The sequence below is a fragment of the Neisseria flavescens genome (assembly GCF_005221285.1).
Taxonomy (GTDB): Bacteria; Pseudomonadota; Gammaproteobacteria; order Burkholderiales; family Neisseriaceae; genus Neisseria; species Neisseria flavescens.
The window spans coordinates 135,708-160,141 of sequence record NZ_CP039886.1 but is presented as its reverse complement, the minus strand read 5'-3'; the positions used below and the strand labels follow the sequence as shown (position 1 = coordinate 160,141).

General features: G+C 50.4%; 25 protein-coding genes and 1 riboswitch. Of the genes, 13 read left to right on the top strand and 12 right to left on the bottom strand.

Annotated features, from left to right (window positions below; translation table 11 throughout):
- The first annotated feature begins 186 nt into the window (after positions 1–186).
- The 4 genes from hscA to fdx all read left to right on the top strand — a co-directional run bounded on the left by hscA (position 187) and on the right by fdx (position 4,125).
- The gene (gene hscA, locus FAH67_RS00870; RefSeq protein ID WP_112890840.1) at positions 187–2,049 is read left to right on the top strand and encodes a Fe-S protein assembly chaperone HscA; all 1,863 of its coding nucleotides are present in this window, start codon (positions 187–189) and stop codon (positions 2,047–2,049) included.
- Between the two features lie 85 nt (positions 2,050–2,134).
- Positions 2,135–2,887 carry a DUF695 domain-containing protein gene (locus FAH67_RS00865; protein ID WP_003678870.1) on the top strand — a complete coding sequence of 251 codons (753 nt, stop codon included), beginning with the start codon at positions 2,135–2,137 and terminating at the stop codon, positions 2,885–2,887.
- Positions 2,888–2,963: 76 nt separating this feature from the next.
- Positions 2,964–3,722, top strand: coding sequence for a DUF2314 domain-containing protein (locus FAH67_RS00860; RefSeq protein ID WP_003678872.1), 759 nt, complete (start codon positions 2,964–2,966; stop codon positions 3,720–3,722).
- A 61-nt stretch (positions 3,723–3,783) separates the two neighbouring features.
- Complete coding sequence (gene fdx / locus FAH67_RS00855) at positions 3,784–4,125, top strand: ISC system 2Fe-2S type ferredoxin (RefSeq protein ID WP_003678874.1); 342 nt, start codon at positions 3,784–3,786, stop codon at positions 4,123–4,125.
- Positions 4,126–4,201: 76 nt separating this feature from the next.
- On the opposite strand, the gene FAH67_RS00850 is transcribed toward fdx, so the two are convergent.
- The gene (locus FAH67_RS00850) at positions 4,202–4,822 is read right to left on the bottom strand and encodes a hypothetical protein (RefSeq protein ID WP_039864320.1); all 621 of its coding nucleotides are present in this window, start codon (positions 4,820–4,822) and stop codon (positions 4,202–4,204) included.
- A gap of 316 nt (positions 4,823–5,138) precedes the next feature.
- Here FAH67_RS00850 and iscX point away from each other — a divergent pair, with 316 nt between their 5' ends.
- The 3 genes from iscX (at position 5,139) to metE (ending at position 8,755) form a co-directional block, all read left to right on the top strand.
- Positions 5,139–5,336 carry a Fe-S cluster assembly protein IscX gene (gene iscX, locus FAH67_RS00845; protein ID WP_003682097.1) on the top strand — a complete coding sequence of 66 codons (198 nt, stop codon included), beginning with the start codon at positions 5,139–5,141 and terminating at the stop codon, positions 5,334–5,336.
- Between the two features lie 171 nt (positions 5,337–5,507).
- Positions 5,508–6,389, top strand: coding sequence for a methylenetetrahydrofolate reductase (gene metF / locus FAH67_RS00840; protein WP_003682095.1), 882 nt, complete (start codon positions 5,508–5,510; stop codon positions 6,387–6,389).
- Between the two features lie 89 nt (positions 6,390–6,478).
- A complete protein-coding gene (gene metE / locus FAH67_RS00835) occupies positions 6,479–8,755 on the top strand; it encodes a 5-methyltetrahydropteroyltriglutamate--homocysteine S-methyltransferase (protein WP_003682093.1) in 2,277 nt (758 codons plus the stop codon).
- Positions 8,756–8,847: 92 nt separating this feature from the next.
- Here the strand turns inward: metE and FAH67_RS00830 are convergent, their stop codons facing one another.
- Positions 8,848–9,105, bottom strand: a complete 258-nt coding sequence (locus tag FAH67_RS00830; RefSeq protein ID WP_003682091.1) for a hypothetical protein — start codon at positions 9,103–9,105, stop codon at positions 8,848–8,850.
- A 102-nt stretch (positions 9,106–9,207) separates the two neighbouring features.
- Between FAH67_RS00830 and FAH67_RS00825 the strand changes: the two genes are divergently transcribed.
- Complete coding sequence (locus FAH67_RS00825) at positions 9,208–9,807, top strand: hypothetical protein (protein ID WP_003682089.1); 600 nt, start codon at positions 9,208–9,210, stop codon at positions 9,805–9,807.
- A gap of 160 nt (positions 9,808–9,967) precedes the next feature.
- Positions 9,968–10,309 (top strand): hypothetical protein, encoded by a 342-nt coding sequence (locus tag FAH67_RS00820; protein ID WP_003682087.1) that lies wholly within the window; start codon positions 9,968–9,970, stop codon positions 10,307–10,309.
- A gap of 194 nt (positions 10,310–10,503) precedes the next feature.
- On the opposite strand, the gene FAH67_RS12225 is transcribed toward FAH67_RS00820, so the two are convergent.
- Entirely contained in the window at positions 10,504–10,644 is a 141-nt protein-coding gene (locus FAH67_RS12225; RefSeq protein ID WP_256593451.1) for a replication initiator protein A, read from the bottom strand.
- 13 nt (positions 10,645–10,657) lie between these two features.
- Complete coding sequence (locus FAH67_RS12365; protein WP_198400932.1) at positions 10,658–10,801, bottom strand: replication initiator protein A; 144 nt, start codon at positions 10,799–10,801, stop codon at positions 10,658–10,660.
- On the opposite strand from FAH67_RS12365, the gene FAH67_RS00810 reads away from it, so the two are divergent.
- Together FAH67_RS00810 and FAH67_RS11450 are read left to right on the top strand one after the other, a co-directional pair.
- Positions 10,773–11,393, top strand: coding sequence for a hemagglutinin repeat-containing protein (locus FAH67_RS00810; protein WP_003682083.1), 621 nt, complete (start codon positions 10,773–10,775; stop codon positions 11,391–11,393). The two genes, FAH67_RS12365 and FAH67_RS00810, sit on opposite strands and share 29 nt — an antisense overlap.
- A 432-nt stretch (positions 11,394–11,825) precedes the next feature.
- Positions 11,826–12,002, top strand: coding sequence for a hypothetical protein (locus FAH67_RS11450; protein ID WP_157749801.1), 177 nt, complete (start codon positions 11,826–11,828; stop codon positions 12,000–12,002).
- Positions 12,003–12,891: 889 nt separating this feature from the next.
- On the opposite strand, the gene ilvE is transcribed toward FAH67_RS11450, so the two are convergent.
- The 5 genes from ilvE to FAH67_RS00780 form a co-directional block, all read right to left on the bottom strand.
- The gene (gene ilvE / locus FAH67_RS00800) at positions 12,892–13,890 is read right to left on the bottom strand and encodes a branched-chain-amino-acid transaminase (RefSeq protein WP_002224877.1); all 999 of its coding nucleotides are present in this window, start codon (positions 13,888–13,890) and stop codon (positions 12,892–12,894) included.
- Between the two features lie 82 nt (positions 13,891–13,972).
- Positions 13,973–14,776: a LicD family protein gene (locus tag FAH67_RS00795; protein ID WP_003682079.1), complete on the bottom strand. Its 804-nt coding sequence runs from the start codon at positions 14,774–14,776 to the stop codon at positions 13,973–13,975.
- 73 nt (positions 14,777–14,849) lie between these two features.
- Positions 14,850–15,578, bottom strand: coding sequence for an NTP transferase domain-containing protein (locus FAH67_RS00790; protein WP_003682077.1), 729 nt, complete (start codon positions 15,576–15,578; stop codon positions 14,850–14,852).
- Positions 15,575–16,453, bottom strand: coding sequence for a DMT family transporter (locus tag FAH67_RS00785; protein WP_003682075.1), 879 nt, complete (start codon positions 16,451–16,453; stop codon positions 15,575–15,577). Before FAH67_RS00785 ends, FAH67_RS00790 begins: the two co-directional genes overlap by 4 nt.
- Positions 16,453–17,421 (bottom strand): choline/ethanolamine kinase family protein, encoded by a 969-nt coding sequence (locus tag FAH67_RS00780; protein ID WP_172459139.1) that lies wholly within the window; start codon positions 17,419–17,421, stop codon positions 16,453–16,455. Before FAH67_RS00780 ends, FAH67_RS00785 begins: the two co-directional genes overlap by 1 nt.
- Before the next feature lie 120 nt (positions 17,422–17,541).
- On the opposite strand from FAH67_RS00780, the gene FAH67_RS00770 reads away from it, so the two are divergent.
- Together FAH67_RS00770 and lapB are read left to right on the top strand one after the other, a co-directional pair.
- Positions 17,542–17,856, top strand: coding sequence for a LapA family protein (locus FAH67_RS00770; protein ID WP_003682072.1), 315 nt, complete (start codon positions 17,542–17,544; stop codon positions 17,854–17,856).
- 10 nt (positions 17,857–17,866) lie between these two features.
- On the top strand, positions 17,867–19,036 hold the full coding sequence (lapB, locus tag FAH67_RS00765) for a lipopolysaccharide assembly protein LapB (RefSeq protein WP_039864322.1): 1,170 nt from the start codon (positions 17,867–17,869) through the stop codon (positions 19,034–19,036).
- A 114-nt stretch (positions 19,037–19,150) separates the two neighbouring features.
- Here lapB and FAH67_RS00760 read toward each other — a convergent pair whose 3' ends face one another.
- The 3 genes from FAH67_RS00760 to FAH67_RS00750 form a co-directional block, all read right to left on the bottom strand.
- Positions 19,151–19,657, bottom strand: coding sequence for a thioredoxin family protein (locus tag FAH67_RS00760; RefSeq protein WP_003682068.1), 507 nt, complete (start codon positions 19,655–19,657; stop codon positions 19,151–19,153).
- Between the two features lie 3 nt (positions 19,658–19,660).
- On the bottom strand, positions 19,661–22,960 hold the full coding sequence (recC, locus tag FAH67_RS00755; RefSeq protein ID WP_003682067.1) for an exodeoxyribonuclease V subunit gamma: 3,300 nt from the start codon (positions 22,958–22,960) through the stop codon (positions 19,661–19,663).
- 267 nt (positions 22,961–23,227) lie between these two features.
- Positions 23,228–24,103, bottom strand: coding sequence for a lysophospholipid acyltransferase family protein (locus FAH67_RS00750; RefSeq protein ID WP_003682066.1), 876 nt, complete (start codon positions 24,101–24,103; stop codon positions 23,228–23,230).
- Between the two features lie 108 nt (positions 24,104–24,211).
- Positions 24,212–24,322: riboswitch (SAM-I-IV-variant riboswitch) on the top strand.
- Positions 24,323–24,434: the final 112 nt, after the last annotated feature.

Here is a 24,434-nt window from a genome sequence, read left to right as displayed (position 1 = left end):
AAAGAGGCTGAATTCTATCCGCATTTCTTAAAAAATACAAGTCCGGATTCAAAATCCACTTTCTTTTCAATTAAAAAACAACATTAGGCCTTATGGTTATTTCCTAGCAAACCACTCAACTATCTGCCAAAAATCTGCTAAAATCTGCCCCATCCTAATAAATACAGCATCAGAAGGCACACAATCATGGCTCTTTTGCAGATTTCAGAACCCGGCATGTCCGCCACCCCCCATCAACACCGCCTCGCCGTAGGCATTGATTTAGGCACAACCAACAGCTTGGTTGCCACCGTCCGCAGCGGCAGCGCAGTCTGCCTGCCCGATTCAGACGGCCGCGCCACCCTGCCTTCGGTTGTCCGTTATTTGGAAAACGGCAAGACGGAAATCGGATACGCCGCGTTTGCCGCGCAAAAGTCCGACCCTTTGAACACCGTCAGCTCCGCCAAACGCCTTATCGGGCGGACGCTTGCCGATCTGCATCAAAATACGCATTACCTGCCTTACCGTTTCGGCGACAATCAACGCGTTATCGAACTGCATACGCGGCAGGGGGTGAAAACGCCTGTCGAAGTGTCGTCTGAAATCCTCAAAACCCTCAAAGCGCGTGCCGAAGAAACCTTGGGCGGAGATTTGGTCGGCGCGGTGATTACCGTTCCCGCCTATTTCGACGAGGCGCAACGCCAAGCCACCAAAGATGCCGCGCGTCTGGCGGGTTTGAACGTATTGCGCCTGCTCAACGAGCCGACCGCCGCCGCCATCGCCTACGGGCTGGACAACGCCTCGGAAGGCACGTTTGTCGTGTACGACTTGGGCGGCGGCACATTCGACGTATCCGTATTGCAACTGACCAAAGGTTTGTTTGAAGTCAAAGCCACCGGCGGCAACAGCGCGTTGGGCGGCGACGATTTCGACCATCGTTTGTTCTGCCACCTGCTCGAACAAAACGACCTTTCCAAACTCAACGAACAAGACAGCCGGCTGCTGCTTTCCCTTGTCCGTAGTGCCAAAGAGAAACTGACTACACAAACCGAAGCCGTCATCGAAGCCACGCTTTCAGACGGCCATAAAGTTCATACCGTCATTACCCGCCAAGAGTTTCACAACCTGACCCAAAATTTGGTGCAAAAAACCATCGAACCCGTCAAACAGGCTTTGAAAGATGCGGGCGTGAGCAAGGCGGATGTCAAAGGCGTGATTATGGTCGGCGGTTCGACCCGTATGTTGCACGTCCAACAAGCGGTTGCCACATTCTTCGGACAAACCCCGCTGAATAACCTTAACCCCGACGAAGTGGTCGCGCTCGGCGCAGCCATACAGGCGAACGTCCTCGCAGGCAACAAGGCCGACGGCGAATGGCTGCTGCTGGACGTTACTCCCTTGTCGCTCGGTTTGGAAACCTACGGCGGGCTTGCCGAAAAAATCATCCCGCGCAATTCCACCATCCCTACCGCGCGCGCGCAGGACTTTACCACGTTCAAAGACGGTCAGACCGCGATGACGATACACGTCGTACAAGGCGAGCGCGAACTGGTTGCCGACTGCCGCAGCCTTGCCAAATTTACCTTGCGCGGCATTCCGCCTATGGCGGCGGGTGCGGCGCGTATCCGCGTAACCTTCCAAATCGATGCGGACGGGCTGCTGTCCGTTTCCGCCCAAGAACAAAGCACCGGCGTACACGCGCAAATCGAAGTCAAACCTTCCTACGGCTTGGACGACGGCGCGATTACCCGAATGCTTAAAGACAGTATGGACAACGCCGCCGAAGATATGGCGGTCCGCGCCCGCGCCGAAGCCGTAGTCGAAGCCGAAAGCCTGACCGATGCCGTCAACGCCGCTCTCGAGTTGGACAGCGATTTGCTGGAAGCCGAAGAATTGCAACAGATTCGGCAAGGCATCGCCGCTTTGCAAGGCAGTCTGAAAGACGGAAAAGCCGAAGACATCCGCGCCGCCGTTGCAAAACTCAGCCACAGCACCGACAATTTCGCCGCCAAACGTATGAACCGCAACATCCAACGCGCGCTGACAGGGCAGAGTGTTGATAATATTTGATGGTTAACCGGTTTCAGACGACCTCTAAAAAGCATCAGAGGTCGTCTGAAAAAATTCAAACACTATTTTTAGAGGGTTCCATCCTATGCAAAACCTCTCCATCCCCCAAGACTGGAACGTCTATTTCAGCCGCATTGGCGATGCGTCCGCCGCCTTACGCATCAACCTTGCCTTAATCGAAGTCGCGCCGCTGGCAGAGTATCCGCAACATGTGCGCGTCAGCATGAAATTGGAACAAACCAACGAACACGGTTTCCCGACGCCCGAAGAAAGCGAAGCGGTTTACGACATCGAAGACCAAATCGACCGACTGGCGGGCAACGACAACATCCACGCAGGCATAGTCACCACAAACGGCGTGGCAAATTGGCATTTTTACAGCCGCGATGCCGAAGCTTTCGCCCAAGCCTGCCGTACCCTGCTGACACAAAACGACCGCGTTTGCGACATCAAAATCAGCGAAGATGCCGAATGGTCGTTTTATCAGGAATTCCTGTATCCCGACCGCTACGAGCTGCAAGCCATCCGCAATAAGCAGGTTTTACGCTGTTTCCGACAAGACGGCGACCGCCTCGAACAGCCCCGTCCCATCGACCACTGGCTGTTTTTCCACACTGAAACAGACCTGAACGCCGCAGCTGCCAAAGTTGCTGTATTGGGCTATACCGTCAGCGACAGCGGCCGTATCGAGCAGGAAGAAGACCACCCGAGCTACCGCCTGCAACTTTCCAAAAACGCCCCGCTGACCGACATTGACAACGACACATGGGAGTTAATCGATATCGCCCGCGAAAACAACGGCGACTACGACGGCTGGGGCAGCATATTAGTCCAATAAAGCATCAGGTCGTCTGAAAACACACCAGTAGCCACGTTCAGATGACCCACATCCACTTTAACCTTAGGAGAATCCAATGAGCGAATCCATTGTTTACGGTGTCGATCAGGAAAATGAACTCATGAACCACGCCTTCGAGCAGGCACGTTCCACCTTCAAATATTTCTGGCGCGAGCTTTATTGGGAAAACCGCCGCATCATCCCCGCCTTGGATTTTGCCATGGTCAAAGTACCTTTTTTCCAAGACAGCGAAGACGGCGAAATTTGCGAACACATGTGGATAAACGACATCTACTTCGACGGTCTGCACATTTACGGTACGCTGGTCAACGAACCCAACGACCTGACCAATGTAGAACAAGGCGAGAGCGTTTGCGTTCCGGTTGACGAAATCAGCGATTGGATGTTCCTGTGTAACGGCATTCCCTACGGCGGCTTCACCGTACAGGCAGTCCGCATCCAAATGACGCCGCAAGAGCGGGCAGAACACGATGCCGCATGGGGAATCGACTTTGGCGCCCCCGAAGAAGTCTTGCTGGTTTACGAAGAAAAAGAACACCCCGAAAATCTGGACGAACATCCGATGGCTCGAAACTGCCTCGACGACTTCCGCCAACAGTTGGCACAAAACCCGGATTATCTGCGCGAACAAGACGAAGACGGCTACACACCGCTGCATCACGAAGCCATCGCAGGGAATGCGCTCATGGCCAAAGCCATGCTCGACTTGGGCGCAAACCCCGCCGCTACCACGCAAGAAGGACTGACCGCCCTAGACTTTGACCGCCTTATGGACTGGCAAAACGTCATCGAGATACTCGAACCACGCCACTAAGCAATAGGTCGTCTGAAAATTACCCACAAACCCTACCCACTCATTACAAGAGACAATAAAAATGCCCAAAATCACCGTACTCCCACACGCAACATTATGCCCCGAAGGCGCGGTTATCGAAGACGCGCCGGAAGGCAAAACCGTCCTCGACGTGCTGCTCGACCACGATATCGAAGTCGATCACGCCTGCGAGAAGTCCTGCGCCTGCACCACCTGCCACGTCATCATCCGCAAAGGTTTCGACAGTTTGGAAGAGCCGACCGAATTGGAAGAAGACCTGCTCGACCAAGCATGGGGCTTGGAAGCTGATTCACGTTTGAGCTGTCAGGCAGTTGTTGCCGATGAAGATTTGGTCGTAGAAATTCCTAAATATACGATTAACCACGCTCGCGAAGACCATTAAAACGAGATTTAATGAAAAAGGCCGTCTGAAACCATGTGCGTTATGGTTTCAGACGGCCTTTTTGGTACATCCCAAACTATTCGATATGAGGGAGAATAAAACGCATACGCGAAATCTGCATGGCAGCCACTTTTTGAGTAGCAGAATAATTTTCGATTTTTTCTTGAATTCTGATTTGATACAGATTGCCGTTATACTTAGGAGCAGATTTTTGAGGCTCGCTTGTCGCCTGCAACTCTTGTTCTGTTTTCAACGCTTCCTCCGCCTCGATGGCCAGAAGTGTAGCCTCATCCCTTACCAAACCGAAACGCTCGATAAGGGCATTGGCTTCATCTATATAATGAGATTTGTCCGCGCCATTTACCAACACCGCATCTTCAAGCACGACCGACAAATGTTTGCCACAATTTTCGATACGCTCTGCAATACGCGAATAAACCATCCAACGTTTCAACCTCAATGCGCCTGCATCGTCATTGGGTGAAGCGGCATCCAGTTTAATTAAGCCATAGTGCTTGCCGTAATACAGACGGAACACCAGCTGCTTCAAACCTTCTGTTTCGTCCAGCATCCGATAAAGTTCGCGAACCAACAACAGCAAACGGTCGAATGCGCCTGCTTTAGACAGATACTCCGGATCATCGGAAGCAAGCGTATAAATCAGTTTGGACAGCTTGGCGTTAAGTGCGTTATTCATCATTTTTCCTTTTATTTTTACGTGATGGATTTCTTATTAAGAGCCGTTCCAGATGATTTGGTTGCATTGGGATAATGTAAATTATTCATGCGCAAACCATCATTCAAAACAGAATAAAATATATAAAACGGCAAATTCAAAGCGAATGTGCCGTGTTTTTTTAAGTGTCGTGCCGTATTTTAACGCAAATATGCTATTTTGTTAAAAAATACCCGCATTATTTATATCCGCATCGGCAGTAAAACATTCTGGCAGTCCGCCTACTTCTTGATTAAAATGTTCACCAACTGCCTTAAACCAAATAAAGGAGCACATCATGAAATGGACAGATACCCAACGCATCGCCGAAGAACTCTACGACTTACACGGCGACAGCATCGACCCGAAAACCGTACGCTTTACCCAACTGCGTGATCTGATTATGGCTTTGCCTGAATTTGACGATGACCCGGCGCGTTGCGGCGAGCGTATTCTCGAAGCCGTGCAACAAGCATGGATAGACGAAGCAGAATAAGCTTTCTTCCCTTTTTTATCAAACAAAACCTCAGGCTATTTTTCAGACGGCCTGAGGTCTTTATTAAATCTATTCATACAATTTCGGAAAATTTCGAAATTGACTCATACTGACCTCAAATTTATTATGCAGTCTGACAACAAATAAAAGATATGCAGAAGGTGCATAAGCATGAATCACGCTAGAGAAATTAACGCATTAAATCACAGCCTTTCCGATTTGAAAGGTGACATCAACGTTTCATTCGAATTTTTCCCGCCAAAAAACGAACAAATGGAAACCATGCTGTGGGATTCCATCCATCGCCTGCAAACCTTGCACCCGAAATTTGTTTCCGTAACTTACGGTGCAAACTCAGGCGAGCGCGACCGTACGCATAGCATCGTCAAACGCATCAAACAAGAAACCGGTTTGGAAGCCGCCCCTCACTTGACTGGTATCGATGCCAGCCCTGACGAGTTGCGTCAAATTGCCAAAGACTATTGGGACAGCGGTATCCGCCGTATTGTTGCCCTGCGTGGCGACGAGCCGCCCGGCTACGAGAAAAAACCTTTCTATGCCGAAGATTTGGTCAAACTGTTGCGCTCCGTTGCCGACTTCGACATTTCCGTAGCGGCCTATCCTGAGGTACACCCGGAAGCCAAATCCGCTCAAGCCGACTTGATCAATCTGAAACGCAAAATCGATGCGGGTGCAAACCACGTTATCACCCAATTCTTCTTCGACGTGGAAAGCTATCTGCGCTTCCGCGACCGTTGCGTGATGATGGGCATCGACGTTGAAATCGTTCCCGGCATCCTGCCTGTAACCAATTTCAAACAATTGGCCAAAATGGCACAAGTGACCAACGTCAAAATCCCAAGCTGGCTGTCTAAAATGTACGAAGGTTTGGATGACGACCAAGGCACGCGCAACCTTGTTGCCGCCAGCATCGCCATCGACATGGTCAAAGTCCTCTCTCGCGAAGGTGTCAAAGACTTCCACTTCTACACCCTCAACCGCAGCGAACTGACTTACGCCATCTGCCATATTTTGGGTGTACGCCCCCGTTAATAAAGCAGACGGCCTCCCCATTCTGATTTACAATATCGAACATTCAGGCCATATCGGCCTGATTAAAAATTCCAACTAGGAGAGTTAACATGACAACATTGCATTTCTCAGGCTTCCCGCGTGTCGGCGCCTTCCGTGAATTGAAATTCGCCCAAGAAAAATACTGGCGCAAAGAAATCAGCGAGCAAGAATTGCTGGCTGTTGCTAAAGACTTGCGCGAGAAAAACTGGAAACACCAAGCTGCTGCCAACGCCGATTTCGTTGCTGCAGGCGATTTCACTTTCTACGACCACATCCTCGACCTACAAGTTGCCACCGGTGCCATCCCTGCCCGTTTCGGCTTCGACAGCCAAAACCTGTCTTTGGAACAATTCTTCCAACTGGCCCGTGGTAACAAAGACCAATTCGCTATCGAAATGACCAAATGGTTCGACACCAACTACCACTACTTGGTGCCTGAATTCCACGCCGATACCGAATTCAAAGCGAACGCCAAACACTACGTCCAACAACTGAAAGAAGCCCAAGCTTTGGGCTTGAAAGCCAAACCGACCATCGTTGGTCCGTTGACCTTCCTTTGGGTGGGTAAGGAAAAAGGCGCGGTTGAATTCGACCGCCTGAGCCTGTTGCCTAAACTGCTGCCTGTTTACGTTGAAATCCTGACTGCTTTGGTTGAAGCCGGTGCCGAGTGGATTCAAATCGACGAGCCTGCTTTGGCTGTCGATCTGCCTAAAGAATGGGTAGAAGCCTACAAAGACGTTTACGCCACTTTGAGCAAAGTAAACGCCAAAATCCTGTTGGGCACTTACTTCGGTTCTGTTGCCGAACACGCCGCATTGCTGAAATCCCTGCCTGTTGACGGTCTGCACATCGACTTGGTACGCGCTCCCGAGCAACTGGACGCGTTCGCCGACTACGACAAAGTCCTGTCTGCCGGCGTCATCGACGGCCGCAACATTTGGCGCGCCAACCTGAACAAAGTTTTGGAAACTGTCGAGCCTCTGCAAGCCAAATTGGGCGAGCGTTTGTGGATTTCCAGCTCTTGCTCTCTGCTGCACACTCCATTTGACTTGTCAGTTGAAGAAAAACTGAAAGCCAACAAACCCGATTTGTACTCTTGGTTGGCATTCACCCTGCAAAAAACCCAAGAATTGCGCGTTCTGAAAGCCGCATTGAACGAAGGTCGCGATTCTGTTGCCGAAGAACTTGCCGCCAGCCAAGCTGCCGCCGACTCCCGTGCCAACAGCAGCGAAATCCACCGTGCAGACGTTGCCAAACGCCTGGCCGATTTGCCTGCCAACGCAGACCAACGCAAATCACCGTTTGCCGACCGAATCAAAGCGCAACAAGCGTGGCTGAACCTGCCCCTGCTGCCGACAACCAACATCGGTTCTTTCCCGCAAACTACCGAAATCCGCCAAGCACGCGCAGCCTTCAAAAAAGGCGAACTGTCTGCCGCCGATTACGAAGCCGCGATGAAAAAAGAAATCGCCTTGGTGGTTGAAGAGCAAGAAAAACTGGACTTGGACGTACTGGTACACGGCGAAGCCGAGCGTAACGACATGGTCGAATACTTCGGCGAACTGTTGAGCGGTTTTGCATTCACCCAATACGGTTGGGTACAAAGCTACGGCTCACGCTGCGTGAAACCACCTATCATCTTCGGCGACGTAAGCCGTCCTGAAGCCATGACTGTCGCTTGGTCTACTTACGCTCAGAGCCTGACCAAACGCCCGATGAAAGGTATGTTGACCGGCCCTGTAACCATTCTGCAATGGTCTTTCGTCCGCAACGATATTCCGCGTTCTACCGTGTGCAAACAAATCGCACTGGCTCTGAACGACGAAGTATTGGATTTGGAAAAAGCCAGCATCAAAGTCATCCAAATCGACGAACCTGCCATCCGCGAAGGTCTGCCTTTGAAACGTGCCGATTGGGATGCCTACCTGAACTGGGCGGGCGAATCTTTCCGCCTCTCCTCTGCAGGTTGCGAAGACAGCACCCAAATCCACACCCATATGTGCTACTCCGAGTTCAACGACATCCTGCCTGCCATCGCCGCTATGGATGCCGACGTGATTACCATCGAGACTTCACGTTCCGATATGGAGCTCTTGACTGCGTTCGGCGAGTTCAAATATCCGAACGACATCGGTCCGGGTGTTTACGACATCCACAGCCCGCGCGTACCGACTGAAGCCGAAGTGGAACACCTGTTGCGCAAAGCCATCGAGGTTGTACCGGTCGAACGTCTGTGGGTGAACCCGGACTGCGGCCTGAAAACACGCGGCTGGAAAGAAACTTTGGAACAACTCCAAGTGATGATGAACGTAACCCACAAACTGCGTGCCGAACTGGCTAAATAATGTGAGTTAGATGAAAAGGCCGTCTGAAAATTTTCAGACGGCCTTTTTTTATTTATCGATATTTAGACCATAAAGATTACGGCTTCAACAGCTTACAAAATCCCTGTCGTTGTATGATGTTCTTCCACTCCTGATGTATACACGTTCTTAGTATGGTGATACATAGTCTCTTTAGTCGTTTCGACAATATGGTTGGCTTCTGACAAAATATCGCTCAATGCAACTTTACTGCCGGTCGTATTTACCTTTTTCAGTGCTGCTCCATTATGGCTATTGCCTTCAGAATACATTTTGATGTCGTTTTCAAAGCGTAACCATGAATCATACAGTTCGCCTTTAATGTCCGTCATAATTTTATTATTGGCTACATTATAGCCCTGCTACGTTTACAAGGGAGAGATTTTGAAGCAGGTAGAATATATGAATACAACCATGCAACCCAACAACGGTTAATGTGGTATCAATTGCCAGTAATGGAGCTAGCAGGACGTATCCCTAGTAAATTGGCTAACAAATATAAACTGTACCGCGCAGGTAAGTTATCTGCTACACAACTGGCAGCAGAAATAAAAAAACAAGCACCAATTGTTCCAAATGGAAAAGCATTTGATTTTACCAGCGGGGCATTGATACCTAATCAAACCGTTAAGCTCACACAGGCACAGAATCTGTCCAATGGAACAACCCTGCCGGCAGGGACAATTGCACGGCTAACAGGCAAGAGAGTGGAAGCAACTTTGCCCAATGGTAAAAATGTTAGTTATGCAGGGGTAACTGAGCAAAGGGTATTGCCTGCACCTCGTAAGTCTGATGTAAGCAAAAATGCTGATAATAATAATAAAGTGGTTGATAATGATAGGAAATCTAATTTTAATAAAACGCCTGATGATACAGATAAAGTATCTAATAACGCGGATAAACCTGAAAAACCTAAACGCGATCTTAATGAAATCAAAAAGCGGTACGAAAATGAAATTTCTGATATTGAAGGAATTGCAAATTACACAGGCAGAGAGGCTGAAAGTCGAGGAGGCTTAAAAGGTGCACTTTAGGAATATGCAAGAACTGATAAGGAAGCGGGAGTTAAACATCCGTCAAACCATATCCAAAAGACAGAAAATCTTTTAAAAACAGCAAAAAGATTAGAAAGGCAAATTAAAAACTCAATATTAAGTATGGTAATTTAATAACTACGACCCCAGGTAGAATACAATGAAGAATAATGTTAAAAATTGGACAACGAAAGAAGTCAAGCAATCATTAGATGAATTTAATGATGTTTTAATTAAAAATACTTTTCTTCTTCAGTATCTGAAAAAAGAGTTTTCAGCTTCAAGTGCTTATTGTTTGTCTATGCTGCCTGAAGAAGAAGATATATATGAAATATTGGTTAATGGGAATATTATTATTGATTTAGAATTTAATAAACATACAAATGAAACAGTTGTTATTAATGTTACTGATGTTGATGAATACTTGAAAACTTTAACCAATGAGAGTGGTAGAGTATTTTTTACATTAGCAAAAGAAATCGGTAAACAGAAAAACATTTAACAAGAGCGAAATACAAATTAAAAACTCAATGAAGTGATGGCGTATTTAGGATAGATATGCTGAACGAAGAAAATAAATTTTGTTTTTTTCCGCATGTTTTGGGGAGTAATTACAAAATGAAATCGCTGATGTGATTATATCGGATACTGTTCAAGCGACCTGAAAATAGAACTTTTTTCAGGCTGCCTTTGTGGTTAACGGAGAAATTTAGACCAATCCCGATTGCGCACCCTTAACACATCTTTCTTATCATCATAAGTCAGTCGGTAATCGGGCAAATCATTGCTGGCTACCAATGAGCGAACGGCACGGCGAAACTCTCGTAGCGTAGCCATACTGCCTGATTTCCTACGCAATATTTCCAGAGAAATATTGCCATTTATTTTGCTTCCCGCAATGTTTGGCACATAGTTCATAAATGCGTCTATCCAGCGGTTTACGCAGCCTGAAATAATCCGTTGATATGGGTTTAACCTGTGCCGAACAAACCACCTACCGCCACAGCCATGTCGGCAGCGCAGGCAGTCCCACCGTTATTGTGAGCGGTGGCGACACCAACATCAAAGGCGCACAAGTAACAGGCAAAGGCATCACCGTACGCGCCGCCAACCTCAACATAGAAAGCCTGCAAGACACCGCCGACTACCGCAGCCGCCAACAAAACATCAGAGCCCAAGTAACCGTAGGCTATGGCGCATCCGCCTCAGGCGATTACAGCCAAAGCAAAATCAACGCCGAACACCGCAGCGTCAGCGAACAAAGCGGGCTGTTTGCAGGCGGGGACGGCTTTGATGTGCAAGCAGGCGGGCACACCCGGCTAACAGGCGGCATCATCACCTCCGCCCAAAGCGCAGAAGCACAAGGCAAAAACCGCTTCCAAAGCGGCAGCATCAGCCAAACCGACCTGCACAACATCAGTAAATACGACGGCAGCAGCATCGGCTTCGACGCCGGCGTTGCCCTCAGCGGCGAAACACTGGGGCAAGGACAGCAAAACAACAGCAGATTCACCACCGTTAAAGACGCTTTGCCCTTAGGGTTGGTACTGTGTACGTCTACCAAAGCATCATTCACACGAACATAATTGCCGTACTCTTTAGATTGATATACGCGGTATTTTCCAGATACAACAGCTCTGCCTTCGGCATGATCGTCAATTTTGTTTTCTTTGCCTGAACTAAGGTGGCTATCGTAACTCATGGCTGTTTTTTTGCCGGAAGAAACGCTCTCAACTTTGTAATGGCCGTCTGAATCTTTCAAATTCTTTTTATGCGCAATTTCGACTGTTTCTTTTCCTTCGGCAATTCTGTCTTCCGCCTCTTTCTCTTTGCGGGCGGCTTCTTGTTTGGCTTTACGCTCTGCAGCTGCTTTTTCGACTGCCGCTTTATGCGCTTCTTTTGCGCGCTCAACCGCCTGCGCTTTGGCTGCTGCGGCTTCGGCTATTTTTTTTGCTTTAGCCTCTTCGTAAATTTTTTGCCTTTCAGCTAGGACTTTTTCCATCGATTTATTGACTGGTTTGGCTACCGTTGCTTTATCGGTAGCGGCAGATTTATTTGTTACTTTAGGCGCAATGGTGTTTTTACTGGAAACGCTGCTTACAGAAGCAACGCTGGCCCGTGCGATATGCATTTTTGTCACAAGGCCGTCTGAAGATGATGAGGTACTGTTTAATCTTGCTGCCTCAGCCACATGAACCACCTCTCTCGTTACAGTATTTTTACCGCTTAATTGCTTGAGTTCGGGAGAAACAGACGGACTTCCCCCAAAATTTTGGGTGTATATCCATTCTTTTAGAGGAGAAGATGATTCGGAAGTGGTTTCAGGAGTTGAGGAGCCTTGACGAATATGGGTACGGCCAAGAGGAGCAAGTTTATGTGACATAATCAGCGTATTTCCTTGTATTGAATATCGTCCTTTCCCACCGCACAAGCGTGCAACAAAAAAGTTCGATTGAATAAAGAGGTAAGACGGATTCTGTCGTAACAGCAATTGCCTGTATAAAGGCCAAACTGAAGCTGGCCACTTTGAGAAACTCGGCAGCGTTTCCCCTTCTGCCGGTTTTCTGATTGGAAACGGTAATGGTGTTTAGACAGAACCCTTGGATGACTTTTATAGGCAATCTGTCCGCGTACCATGTATCCGGTTATTTTTGACGGAAATGTATCAGAGTCCCTTTTTAATTGATTAGTTCATCCAAAGTTAAGTTATTTTTGATTTTTATAGCAAAATAAAAATGGTTTTATCTTGTATTGTTTTCCTTTTTGGCGTGACAGAGTTAACCCCCGCGAAGCCAAAAGGAGGGAAATTCTAACACAATATGCTTTTAGCATTCCCCATTTAACTAAATTTACAAAATAAATATCTATAAATGTTTTTAACTTCATCGAAAAATCAATAAAATTCGATATTTTCAATATGTATTTTTACAACATAATTGCGCATTATATACCGATTATCCTAAAATACTACCGTTTATTTGAAAAATTTAGTATTTTATTATTGCTTTCTCCATCTAAAAACCAATAAAAAAAGGCCGTCTGAAAAAATATTTCAGATGGCCTTTTTTATTACATGCGTTCTATTTAACAAACTTCGACCAGCCAGCCGTATTTGTCTTCCGCCAAACCATACTGGATGTCGGTAATCGCCTTACGGATGGCATAGCCGCGTTCTTGGCTTTTCACTTCGATTTCTTTGCCGCCGATGACGAAGGAAGTAACGGGCGAGATGACGGCCGCCGTACCGGTCAGAATCGCCTCCGCACCGTTTTCCACCGCAGCTTTCAGTTCGTCAACCGTGAAATTGCGTTCGCTGACGGTATAGCCCAAATCTTTGGCAACCGTCAGTACGGAATCGCGGGTAACGCCGTGCAAAAACTCGTCGGTCAGCGGTTTGGTAATGATTTCATCGCCGTTAATCAAGATAAAGTTAGATGCGCCGGTTTCCTGCACGTCGCCGTTGGGGCAGAACAGCACTTGGTTTGCGCCGTATTCTGCTTTTGCCTTCAGCACCCAGTGCATGGCGGAAGCGTAGTTGCCGCCGCATTTGACGCGGCCCATATGCGGGGCGCAGCGGATGTGTTCGGTTTCAACCAGAATTTTCACGGGTGAACCGACTTTGAAATAGTCGCCGACAGGGGAAGCCAAAATATACAGCAGGGCGGTTTCGGAAGGAGAACCGGCCTTTCCGATAACGGGGTCGGTACCGATTAAAGTCGGGCGCAGATACAGCGCGGCAGGCGCATCGGGAATTTCATCGGCGGCGCGTTTGACCAATTCAACCAGCGCATCGAGATAAGCTTGGGTTTCGGGGCGCGGCAGGTGCAGGATGTCCGCACTTTGCCGCATACGCGCGATGTTGGCGGTCGGACGGAACAGTACGATTTTACCGTCTGCCTGACGGAAGGCTTTCAAGCCTTCAAAGCATTCGCTGCCGTAGTGCAGGGCGTGCGCGCCTGGTGCGAGGGAGAGGTCTTGCGAGGATTGCCATTCGGTCGGCTGCCATTTGCCTTCGCGGTAGGCGAGGACGGGCATTTGACTGTGAAAAACGCTGCCGAATACGGCGGGTACGGGTCTGCTCATAATGTAAAGCCTTTCTTGTTCGGATATGCACTCGGACATTTTAATCCGTATCGGGGACGGATGGCAATCTGCCCGGCCGCGCTCATTCGGACAACAGGTATGCTTCGGACGTATGGTGCGGTTTCCGTTCTTCTTCGGGCGGCAGCCGCATATAGTCGCCGTAATATTGCGTCAGGTGTTCGTGGTAGCCGTTCATCACTTGAAACTGCCTGCCCTCGAATGTTTTATAGACGACGCTGTCGAAATATTTTTTGGGCATATAGGATTTCTGCCAGCCGCCGTAATCAGATAAAACCAAGCCGATAAAACCGCATTCCCGAATGGGATAGGCGGCTCGAAATTGCTGAAGGTTTTTTGTCATTTTGTCAAACAGAAAACGACTTAAAACGGCAAAAATTTTGTGTTTCAGGCTGCCTTCTTTTGCCCTCAGCCACCTTTTTTTGCAGGAAGAAAAACGCAGCTTGATGCGGCGGTGTCTTTTCATCATACGGAAAATGGTTTTTGGTTCGTCAGGTACGCCGTCATAAATGAAAATGTCGATAAATAAAGGGCTTTTTTTGCCGTATGCGTCGATGAGTTCCGCACGGGGATCAAAGATTTTTGCTATTTCTCCGCTGTGCCGGGCGCGTATGTCTTCGATGGTTTCCAAAAAATAGTGCGGGTGCGCGGTTTTCTGCCAGACACCGACAAATTTTTGGTATTCGTCGAAGTGCATATAAACGTCGATGTCGTCGTCCCAAGGGATGAAGCCTTGGTGGCGTATCGCGCCGATCAGTGTGCCGCCGCCGAGCGAATAGCGGATGCCGTGCCGTTCGCACAGGGCGTGGAAATCGTCCAGAATGTCGAGGCAGACAAGCTGTTGTTCTCTGAGTGTCAGTTTTTTCATCTAAATTCCTTTCCGGTTGAAACGCCGTCATCCGCAGCGGCAAACCCATCGGGCAATACAGCAGGGGCGCGTTTTATGCACCGCCTTGCGTGTCGGGGCATTGCCGTTCTTTAAAGGGGGAGAGTTGCCGTAAGATGGCGCGGTAGTCTTCTTGGTCGTCCATTTCAAATATGTCGCCGCTGCCGAGCAGCTCGGTGCGGATGTCCAGTTTGCCAAGGTGTTCCATCGGGATGTTGTCCCAATAGAGTTTGGGGTTTTCCAAGCGTTCCGCGCCGGCGTATGCACCGAGCAGGTTTAAGACGGTGCGGCAGTCCTCCGCCGTCCAATAAGACACGCCCGACAGGCTGGGGCGGGGTTGGGATCCGATGTCGATGCGGACGACCCGTCCGGTGCCGTCTGAAACGGGCAGCCATTCGTTGTGCGTGCGGGCGCGGACGACGGTAAAATAGGTGCTGTGCCGCGGGCGGTTTAAAAAAATATTGCGCCCGAGCACCACGTCGGCATCGATGACGTAGCAGCCGTTGAAAAAATCACGCGCCAGCGAAAAGGAATAGATGCTGTTGTATTCCCGATATTTTTCGTTGTGAATCAAAATACAGCCGTATTTTTCTTGAAGATAATCGAATTGCCGGTGCAAATGGCCGGTCACGACGGCGATATTGTTTATGCCGGCTTCGCGCAGGAAGGACAGCGTCCTTTCGAGGTTGGGTGTGCCGCAGATGTCCAAAAGGGCTTTGTGGACGGTTTGCGTCATTTCTTTAAAGCGGCTGCCCAGCCCCGCCGCCAAAATAATGGCATTCATATTTCACCTTCCCGCCCATACAGGCTCAATGCCGCGCCGGTTCCCAACAAAACCGCCCATATTATGGCGGACGGCGGAACCGGGTGGCGGTAAACGAAGAACCCCAAAACCATCGCCCAAATAGGGTAGGTGATGTTCAAAGCCATCGCCTTGAGGGGTTTCAACAGATAAATCGCCTGATAATAACAGGCATAAGACAACGCGCCGAAGGCAATGATGCCGATGATGCGCGCGTCGTAAAAATCGGAGGGGTTTAAAGAAAACCCCCGGGCAGACAGGCAGACAAGGATCAGCAGGTAGCCGCATACCGATCCGCACAGGCGCAAACAATAAACCTGAAGGCCGGAGAGCGTACGCATCGTCCGGGCAGACAAAACAACCTCGAGCGACCAGCCCGAAACGCACACTGCGATACAAACCAAGCCCAAAGCGTTCAGTCCGCCCCGTCCGCCTGCATCCGCAGCCAAGCCCGCCGAAGAGAGTACCGCCAGCGCGAAACCGGCACGCGCCGCCGTCCCCGTGCGTTCCTTTAAAAACCAAGCCGACAAAGCCGCCGCCAATACGGGGAACAGGGACGATAAAGGCGCGGCGTAATATACCGTCAGGTAATGGATGCCCAAAAGGTATGCCGACATACCGACCGGCCCGCCAAGCAGCCCCGACAACACGGGCCGCCAAAAAACGCCGCGAAACCCCGGTCGCCCGCCGCTCCCCAAGCCCGCCCACACTGCCGACAAAGAACACAAATCAATCAAAAACAGCAAAAAAACCATCTGTCCGAATGCCGCGCCGCGCGCAAACGGCAAACGGTCGAACAACAGGCCGGAAGCTGCCCAAAATACCGCCGAGACCGCTCCGAACAGATAGCCGCGCATCACGGCAGCACCGCCGACAGTTCAAACGCCGCCGCCAGCCGCCGTGCCGCATAACCGCCGAAATCTTCGCCCTGTTCCTCTTTAACCTTCGTCCACAAAAACCACAGCACGTTTTGGCAAAAACGGTGGATGGTCAGGCGCGCCGCCGCGTCCCGCGCCGAAATGCCGTCTGAAGCCCCACCGGCAAAATAGGCTTCCAGCAGGCAGTCTGCCGCTTCAGACGGCATCCGCCCCTCCTCGATAACGGCGGCAAGGTCGAACAAGGGGTCGTTCATACCCGAATACTCCCAATCGATAAAAAACAGCCCCTCCCCCTGCAACAGCATATTTTCCGGTACCAAATCATTGTGGCACGGGCGCAGGGGCAGTTTCCGGCATACGCCTTCCAGCCGCCAAAAAGCATCCGCGAGCCTGTCCATACGCGCGTCCGCCTTCAGGAACAAATCCTTGTCCTGCAATAAGGAAAAATACCGGCGGAATGCGTCAAAGGCATTGAATGTGTTGCGGAAGGCGAAGTTTCCGCCGTGCAGCCGGCGCAGGTTGCCCGCAATCAGGCGCAGGCAGCGTCCGTCTTGCAGTTGCGTTTGATTTAAGGGCGCGGCATTTTCCAGATAACGCGTCAGCTTTACGCCGCTTCGTACATCCAAAACGGGCGTTTCCACATTCAAACCGGCGCGGTACGCCACATCATTGTTGAACGCCTCGTGCCCCCGGTCGATTAAGGCGGCGCGGGCAGAATGAGGCAGGCGCAGGACGAATTTCCCGCCGGGCAGATCCAGCAGGATATTTTGGTTGGTCATCCCCCCGATGGGTGAGAAGGGGACGGCGTGGCGCGTGAGAAAATCAAATACTTCGCCAGGCTTGCGGCAGGTTCGGGCAAAGCCTACAATTTTGTCGATTGATTGATTGATTGGTTGCTTGGCATTTTGGTATCGGCGCGAGGAGTTTGTCTTTGCATATTTTAGCATTGCGGACTGCCCGTGTCAGCGGCTTCCCTATCCGGAAACGTCCAAATCGTTTAAACTTGCACAATCCGGCTGCCGCACCGTTTGGGCGCGCCGCCCGTCTGTCTTACCTGCGGAACGCATATGAAACTTATTTATACCGTCGTCAAAATCATCATCCTGCTGTTCTTCCTGCTGCTTGCCGTCATTAATACGGATGCCGTTACCTTTTCCTACCTGCCGGGGCAGAGTGTCGATTTGCCGCTGATTGTCGTCTTGTTCGGCGCGTTTGTCGTCGGCATCGTGTGCGGAATGTTTGCCCTGTTCGGGCGGCTGCTGTCCTTGCGCGGCGAAAACAGCCGCCTGCGTGCCGAAGTGAAGAAAAGTGCGCGCTTGAGCGGACAGGAATTGACTGCACCGCCGGCACAAAATGCTGCCGAATCTGCCAAACAGCCTTAAGAAAGCCGATATGGACAACGAATTATGGATTATCCTGCTGCCGATTATCCTTTTGCCCGTTTTCTTCGCTATGGGCTGGTTTGCCGCCCGCGTGGATATGAAGACCGTGTTGAAGCAGGCAAAAAGCATACCGGCAGGGTTTTACAAAAGCCTTGACGCCCTCGTTGACCGCAACAGCGGCCGTGCCGCGCGCGAATTGGCGGAAGTGATTGACCAACAGCCACAGTCATACGACTTAAATCTGACTTTGGGCAAGCTCTACCGTCAGCGCGGCGAAAACGACAAAGCCATCAATATGCACCGCGCCCTGCTCGATTCGCCCGACACAGTCAACGAAAAACGCGCGCGCGTGCTTTTTGAATTGGCACAAAACTACCAAAGCGCAGGCTTGGTGGACCGTGCCGAACAAATCTTCCTCGGCTTGCAGGAAGGCGATATGGCACGCGAAGCCCGCCAACACCTTTTGAGCATCTACCAACAAGACCGCGACTGGGAAAAAGCCATCGAAATGGCACAGCTCTTGAGCCATGACGAACAGACCTACCAGTTTGAAATCGCCCAGTTCTATTGCGAAATCGCCCAAGCCGCGCTGTTCAAATCCAACTTCGACACCGCACGCTACAACATCGGCAAAGCACTCGAAGCCAACAAAAAATGTACGCGCGCCAACATCATTCTCGGCGACATCGAATACCGTCAGGGCAACTTCCCTGCCGCAGTGGAAGCGTATTCCGCCATCGAGCAGCAAAACCACGCCTATTTAAGCATGGTCGGCGAGAAGCTCTATGAGGCCTATGCCGCGCAAGGCAAGCAGGAAGAAGGCCTCAACCGCCTCATCGGCTATATGCAGACCTTCCCCGATCTTGACCTGATCAACGTCATCTACGAAAAGGCCCTGTTGCTCAAAGGCGAAACCGAAGCGGCGCAAATCGCTGTCGAACTCGTCCGCCAAAAACCCGACCTCAACGGCGTGTACCGCCTGCTTGGTTTGAAACTCAGCAATATGAATCCGGAGTGGAAAGCCGATACCGATATGATTCGTTCCATTATCGGCCGCCAGCTGCAAAAAAGCGTCATGTACCGCTGCCGCAACTGCCACTTCAAATCCCAAGTCTTCTTCTGGCACTGCCCGGCCTGCAATAAATGGCAAACCTTTACGCCGAATAAAATCGAGATTTGATAAAGCGTTAAGTATCAAAAAAGGCCGTCTGAAATCTTTTCAGACGGCCTTTTTATTACAAAGCAAAATATCAAAATAGCTCAAAACATAGGCGCACACACCAGCAATATCTGCTCAACACCGCTGCTCTGCCCATGCCAACGCCGCTACAATCTGAGCCTCAATATCGGCATTAAACTCGCCGACACGGTACGCATCGCGCAATTCTGTGCGACGGGTTTCATCTGCCGCAATTTGGTTCAACACCACTTGCGGAAACTCGTTAAATACAGGCCCGGCTTCTTCATGACCCATCAAAAACAGCGCAGGGATTTTTTGATTGGCGCGGACGATTTTCTGTTGGCGCGGATTCTCAAAACGGCTGCTATCGTCAAAATCGTTTCGGGCAATATAGTTGATGCGGATATTGGGATTCAACTCCGCCATTTTTTGAATAAATGGCACAAACACGCGGCAATCTGGGCAATATGGCGCAGCGGCAAGCAGCCAGTTTTGCGGACGGCTGATCTTTTTAACCGCCGCTACCGTTTGCACCGACAGCTCGGTTTCCTGATAGAGCTGCTGCTGTTTCAATTTGTCTTCTTCGGTATCAAAATCCAAATATTCTGCATAAGCGGCCATGCTTTACTCCTGTTCTGTTGTATCGGTTTTCCCTGCCACGCCGTTCAAAAGCGGCACAAGCAGATTGACGACGAGGTTTTCAAATAGCGGCTCATCAAGAGGCGATTCTTCCGAATGGCCAAACACCAGCTTCACTTCGGTATATTCCTTCTGCCCTTTGCTCATTTTATTGCCGTTAAAAACATCATGGGCTTTTCTCAAGGCAGCATCCCAATCCTCTTTCTTGTTGTACTCTTCCGCAGCGGCAAGACTGGTTTTGGCAAAAAACGGCAAGGGGGTATTTTGTCCGATTCGGAAATATACCAGCCATTCTTTCAAAAGTTCTTTTGCTGTTTGTTGCCCGATGGCGGCATAGGTTTCAGTCTGCCCCAAGCTGACAATATGGGTTTGTCGGTTTGCAACGGATTTAGGGGCGACGGCACAAAAAATCAAATGCTCCAACAAACGGGCAATGCGGTTGGGGGCATTGTCTTTTTGGTTTAGAAACACAATGCGGCCGCATTCGTAAAGATTGCCGATGGTGCCTTGTAACACCAAGTCGTCAAAGGATTCTTCATAAGGTTCAGACGGCCTTTTGTCACTACGTATCAGCTCGGCATCCACGTTTTTCGCAGATACTTGATACTGCTTCTGCCACAAACCGCCCAATTCGCCTACCGGCATCAGGCTTTCGGCATTCAGCCGAATGGCCGTATCTTCAAAATCTTCCCCTTTGCGCCGCGCATCCAAATAGGCATCGGCAATCCGACCTTCATGTTGCGGCTCAAACGGTTCGGCAGACTCCCATGCGCCGTCCAGATACGGCTGACCCCAGCTTAAATTTTTCTTCAGCCAAACTTTGACAGGGTTACGCCAAAAACTGACAAGCTCGCCCTGGTGAATGGTTTTGCCCGGTTCTTCCTGACTTAAGGCCTCAAGGAAAAACGGCTGCGCTTCCGCTTGCGGTTGATTTAACGCATCGGCGTAATCTTGGCGCGCACTGAAGAGGCCGTCTGAAAGCGCGTCCTTTTGGAAATAACGGCGTGAGAACGCCTGCAAAGGATGATGTTTCACCCATTTCTCTGACAACTCGCGTCCGCTTTTCCCCGTCATGGCGGCAATGGTATCCAGCAGCTCACTGATTAACGAGGACGGCGCAAACTCGGCATCATTGCGTATATCGCGGCCGATATAAGACAAATACAGCATGTCTCGCGCACTGATTAAGGCTTCGAGGAAGAGATAACGGTCGTCGTCGCGGCGGGCGCGGTCGCCTTTTTTCGGATGTTTGGCAATCAGGTCAAACACCGCTGCTTTGGTATTGCGCGGAAAATCGCCGTCATTCAAACCCAACAGGCAAACCATTTTAAACGGCAGGCTGCGCATCGGCACCATACTGCAAAAAGTGATACCGCCGCTCAAAAATCCGGCTTGGCTTTCGCTGTCCAAAAAGCGGCGGATATGGCGGATAACGGTTTTACACGGCAACAATCCGTCAAATTCGGCCAACTGCGCCTCTTCCTGCCATTTCGCCAAAGCCTGCTCAAACTGCTGCTTGGCGTATTGGTCGTCCGTATCCGGAGCAAACAGTTTCTCCAGCAAATCGTGGCAACGCTGCACCCAACTTTCCACATTGGCAGGCTCTTGCCATTGCGCCGCCATATCGGCCAAAGTACGGACAAATTCGGCAAAACCGCTGAACACGTCCAGCTGATTGACGTTGCTATGCCACGCGCTCACGCCCTGCCACATGCCGTTGCCGCCTTCGGGCAGCATCCAGCCCAAGGCCAAGCGCTCTACCGCCTGCTGCCAAGTAAAAAGGTTGTCTTTACCGTCGCGCATGGTTTGGTCCAAACCCCAATGCACATTCAATCCGGCAACAGTCTCATGCAGCAGCGGCACATCTTCCTCGCTCAAACCGAAACGTTGCAGCACCAACCGGCTTTCCAGCAAAGGCAGCACCTTGTCCACTTCAAACCGACTTTCCAGCAAGTCCAAAGTTTGCGCCAAAGCATACAGTAACGGCTGGCGGCGGCTGAGCTTCACATCCGAAATCGAATACGGCAAAGCCTGGCTGCCTGCATGCGCCTGTCCAAAAACGGCTTCGATAAACGGGCTGTACGGCTCGATGTTCGGTGTCAACACGGCAATATCGTGCGGCTGCCAGTCGGGATTATTTTGCAACACCAGCGACAGCTCTTCTTTCAAAATCTGCAATTCGCGCAAAGGGCTGTGTGCTGCGACGATTTTGACGGAGCCGTCATTCAACAGTTTGTCCGGCTCGACACACACTGGATTGCCGTCCGCATCGTGAACCTGAACCAAAGCCGACTGCACGCCTACTTCACCTTCTTCCTGTTGATACAAGCGTTCAGACGGCATGATTAACTTTTGGATATCGTTTTGCAGGCAATGCAACAAGGTATCGTCTTTTCCCTCTTCATAAACCTGAATATCCTGTTCGGTTTCCACTTCCGACAGAAAATCAAAGAAATCGCGCCCCTGCTTGCCTAAAGAAGCCAACAGCGGATGCCCTGCCTGCGACAAATCCGCCTCATCGCCCCTTTTCAAAATCTGCGCCTCGTCGATGACCTCGCCCCAATATTGGCTGCTCGGGTTGAGCGCAAACACAAACACATCGCAATGCTTGGAAATTTGGTGCAGTAGTTGCAAATACATCGGCGCTATTGTCGAAATACCGAATACAAAAAACCTTTGCGGCAAGACCGATTTATCCAACTGCGCCAACAGCTTTTCCCACAAGGCCACGCGGTGCGGCGCAGATTGGCTGCCATCGTCTAAATAACGCCACAGCCGCGCCTGCCAATCCTCATCATCGCCCAAACCCAGCAGCTTCCCAGCCTGCCACGCATCAATCCAATCCGGGCGGTACACCAAATATTGGTCGAAAATATCCGCCATCTGTCCGGCAAGCTGATAATCCGCCGATGCCGAGCTGTGCAAATAACTTTCCAGCTTCAGGCGCACGTTTTCGTATTCCGGTGCTGTCTGAAACACTTCGCTGCGGAACAAATCCAGCAAACGCCAACGCATGACTTCAGGCGAAAACGGACTGAGCGGCGGCACATCGGGAACCAATTTGCGCATCAGCTGCCACGCCAAACCGGCAGGCAGGCTGAACTTCAAATTCGCCGCCACGCCGAGTTCGCGCGCGAAAAACACATTCAGATAACGCCGCATCCCCTGGCTCTGCACCACCACTTCTTCCTGCGCCAATACAGAATCCAAGGGCGAAGCCTGATGAATACGCGCACACATTTCGGCAAGCGATTCCAAACGGTCGGATTGAAAGAGATAAAACATGACATGCCATCGAAAAAAACAATTACGTGCATTATAATGCCATCAGGGCAAACGGTTCAGCAGCGCATGAAAATAAAAGGCAAAAGATTATGGTAAAGGCCGTCTGAAATCGCTTTTCAGACGGCCTTTACTGTTTCAGCGAAAATGCTAGGCTTTAATGTATTTCTTTCTGAACCTCGGCTTTGTTTAAGCCGAAAGAAAATCTTCCGAGTTCCCAACCAAAATAAAAACCTGCTTCCCTTAAAGCAGGTTTTTAATCTATTCCACTCAAGCAGGCGGCAACGGTGCGCCTTCGGGATGTTTGTAGCGGTTGTACATAAACAAATATTGTTCCGGAAAACGGCGTATCCAATATTCGGTATTTTCATTGATCACGCGCGCGTCGTTCTCCTTATCGCCGTTCAATTCGCCGCGCAAAGGTTCGATGTGCAAGACAAAGCCTTTGCCGTCGGGCAGACGCTCGCCACAGAAAAACAAAGCCTTCACGCCTTTGACTTGCGCCAGCTTGCCCGCCAACGTCATGGTATAGGCAGGTTTGCCGAAAAAGTCCACCCACACGCCGTCGCCGCCTTCCTCTGGAGACGGTACATGGTCCGGCAACACAATGGTCGCTTCGCCGCCGCGCAGTGCCTTGATGATTTGTTTGACGCCCTGAATACTGGTCGGCGCAGTCTTGCCTTTGCCGCGCACGCGCCCTGCCTGCATAACGGCATCAAATGCCTTGATTTTCGGCGGCTTGTACATCGCCGTCAGCGGAAACGGCAATTGCTGGCTGATGTAGCGGCCGGCCAAATCATAGCTGCCGATGTGCGGCGTGATAAACAGCAAACCCTCGCCCGCGCTCAAGGCCGTCTGAACATGTTCCCAACCGTTGACGCTGACAAACAGGTTTTCAATTTCCTCAGGCCGTCTGAAAAACGCCACCGGCAATTCCAAGCCGCCTTTTGCCGTTTCACGGAAAACTTTTTTCACCGCCTCGTCCGTCGGCTTCAATCCGGCAAGTTTTATGTTTTCGAAAACGCGCCGGCGATCTTTCGACAGCACGCGGAAACCCAAACTGCCCAGCAGATTGCCTAATTTGTGCAACCAAGCCAAAGGCAGAGCGGCCAAAAATTTAAAAACAAAGGTAACAAGCGTTTGCATAAGGTTTTACCAAAATGAAGTGGACAGATTGTAAACGAAACAGGCTATCTGAACAAAACAGACTTCGGGCAAATATATTGCGGCACACCTGCTTTTCTGCTACTATCCTCGCTGCATTAAGAGTTGGGAATTCCATGCCAACCTGCTTTTCAAACGGAAAGGTAAGGTGGACGGTTGAAAAGCCGATGTGGCTCGCCAGAGCAATCCAAACCCGCTTAATGCGGGAATTTTTTTGCCTGTAAGAAACGCGCAACAGGATTCCGAAACAGCAGGCAAGTGCGAATGTTTCTCACTTGTATAGAGAAAAAGCGGAGTTTTTGTTATGATTTCC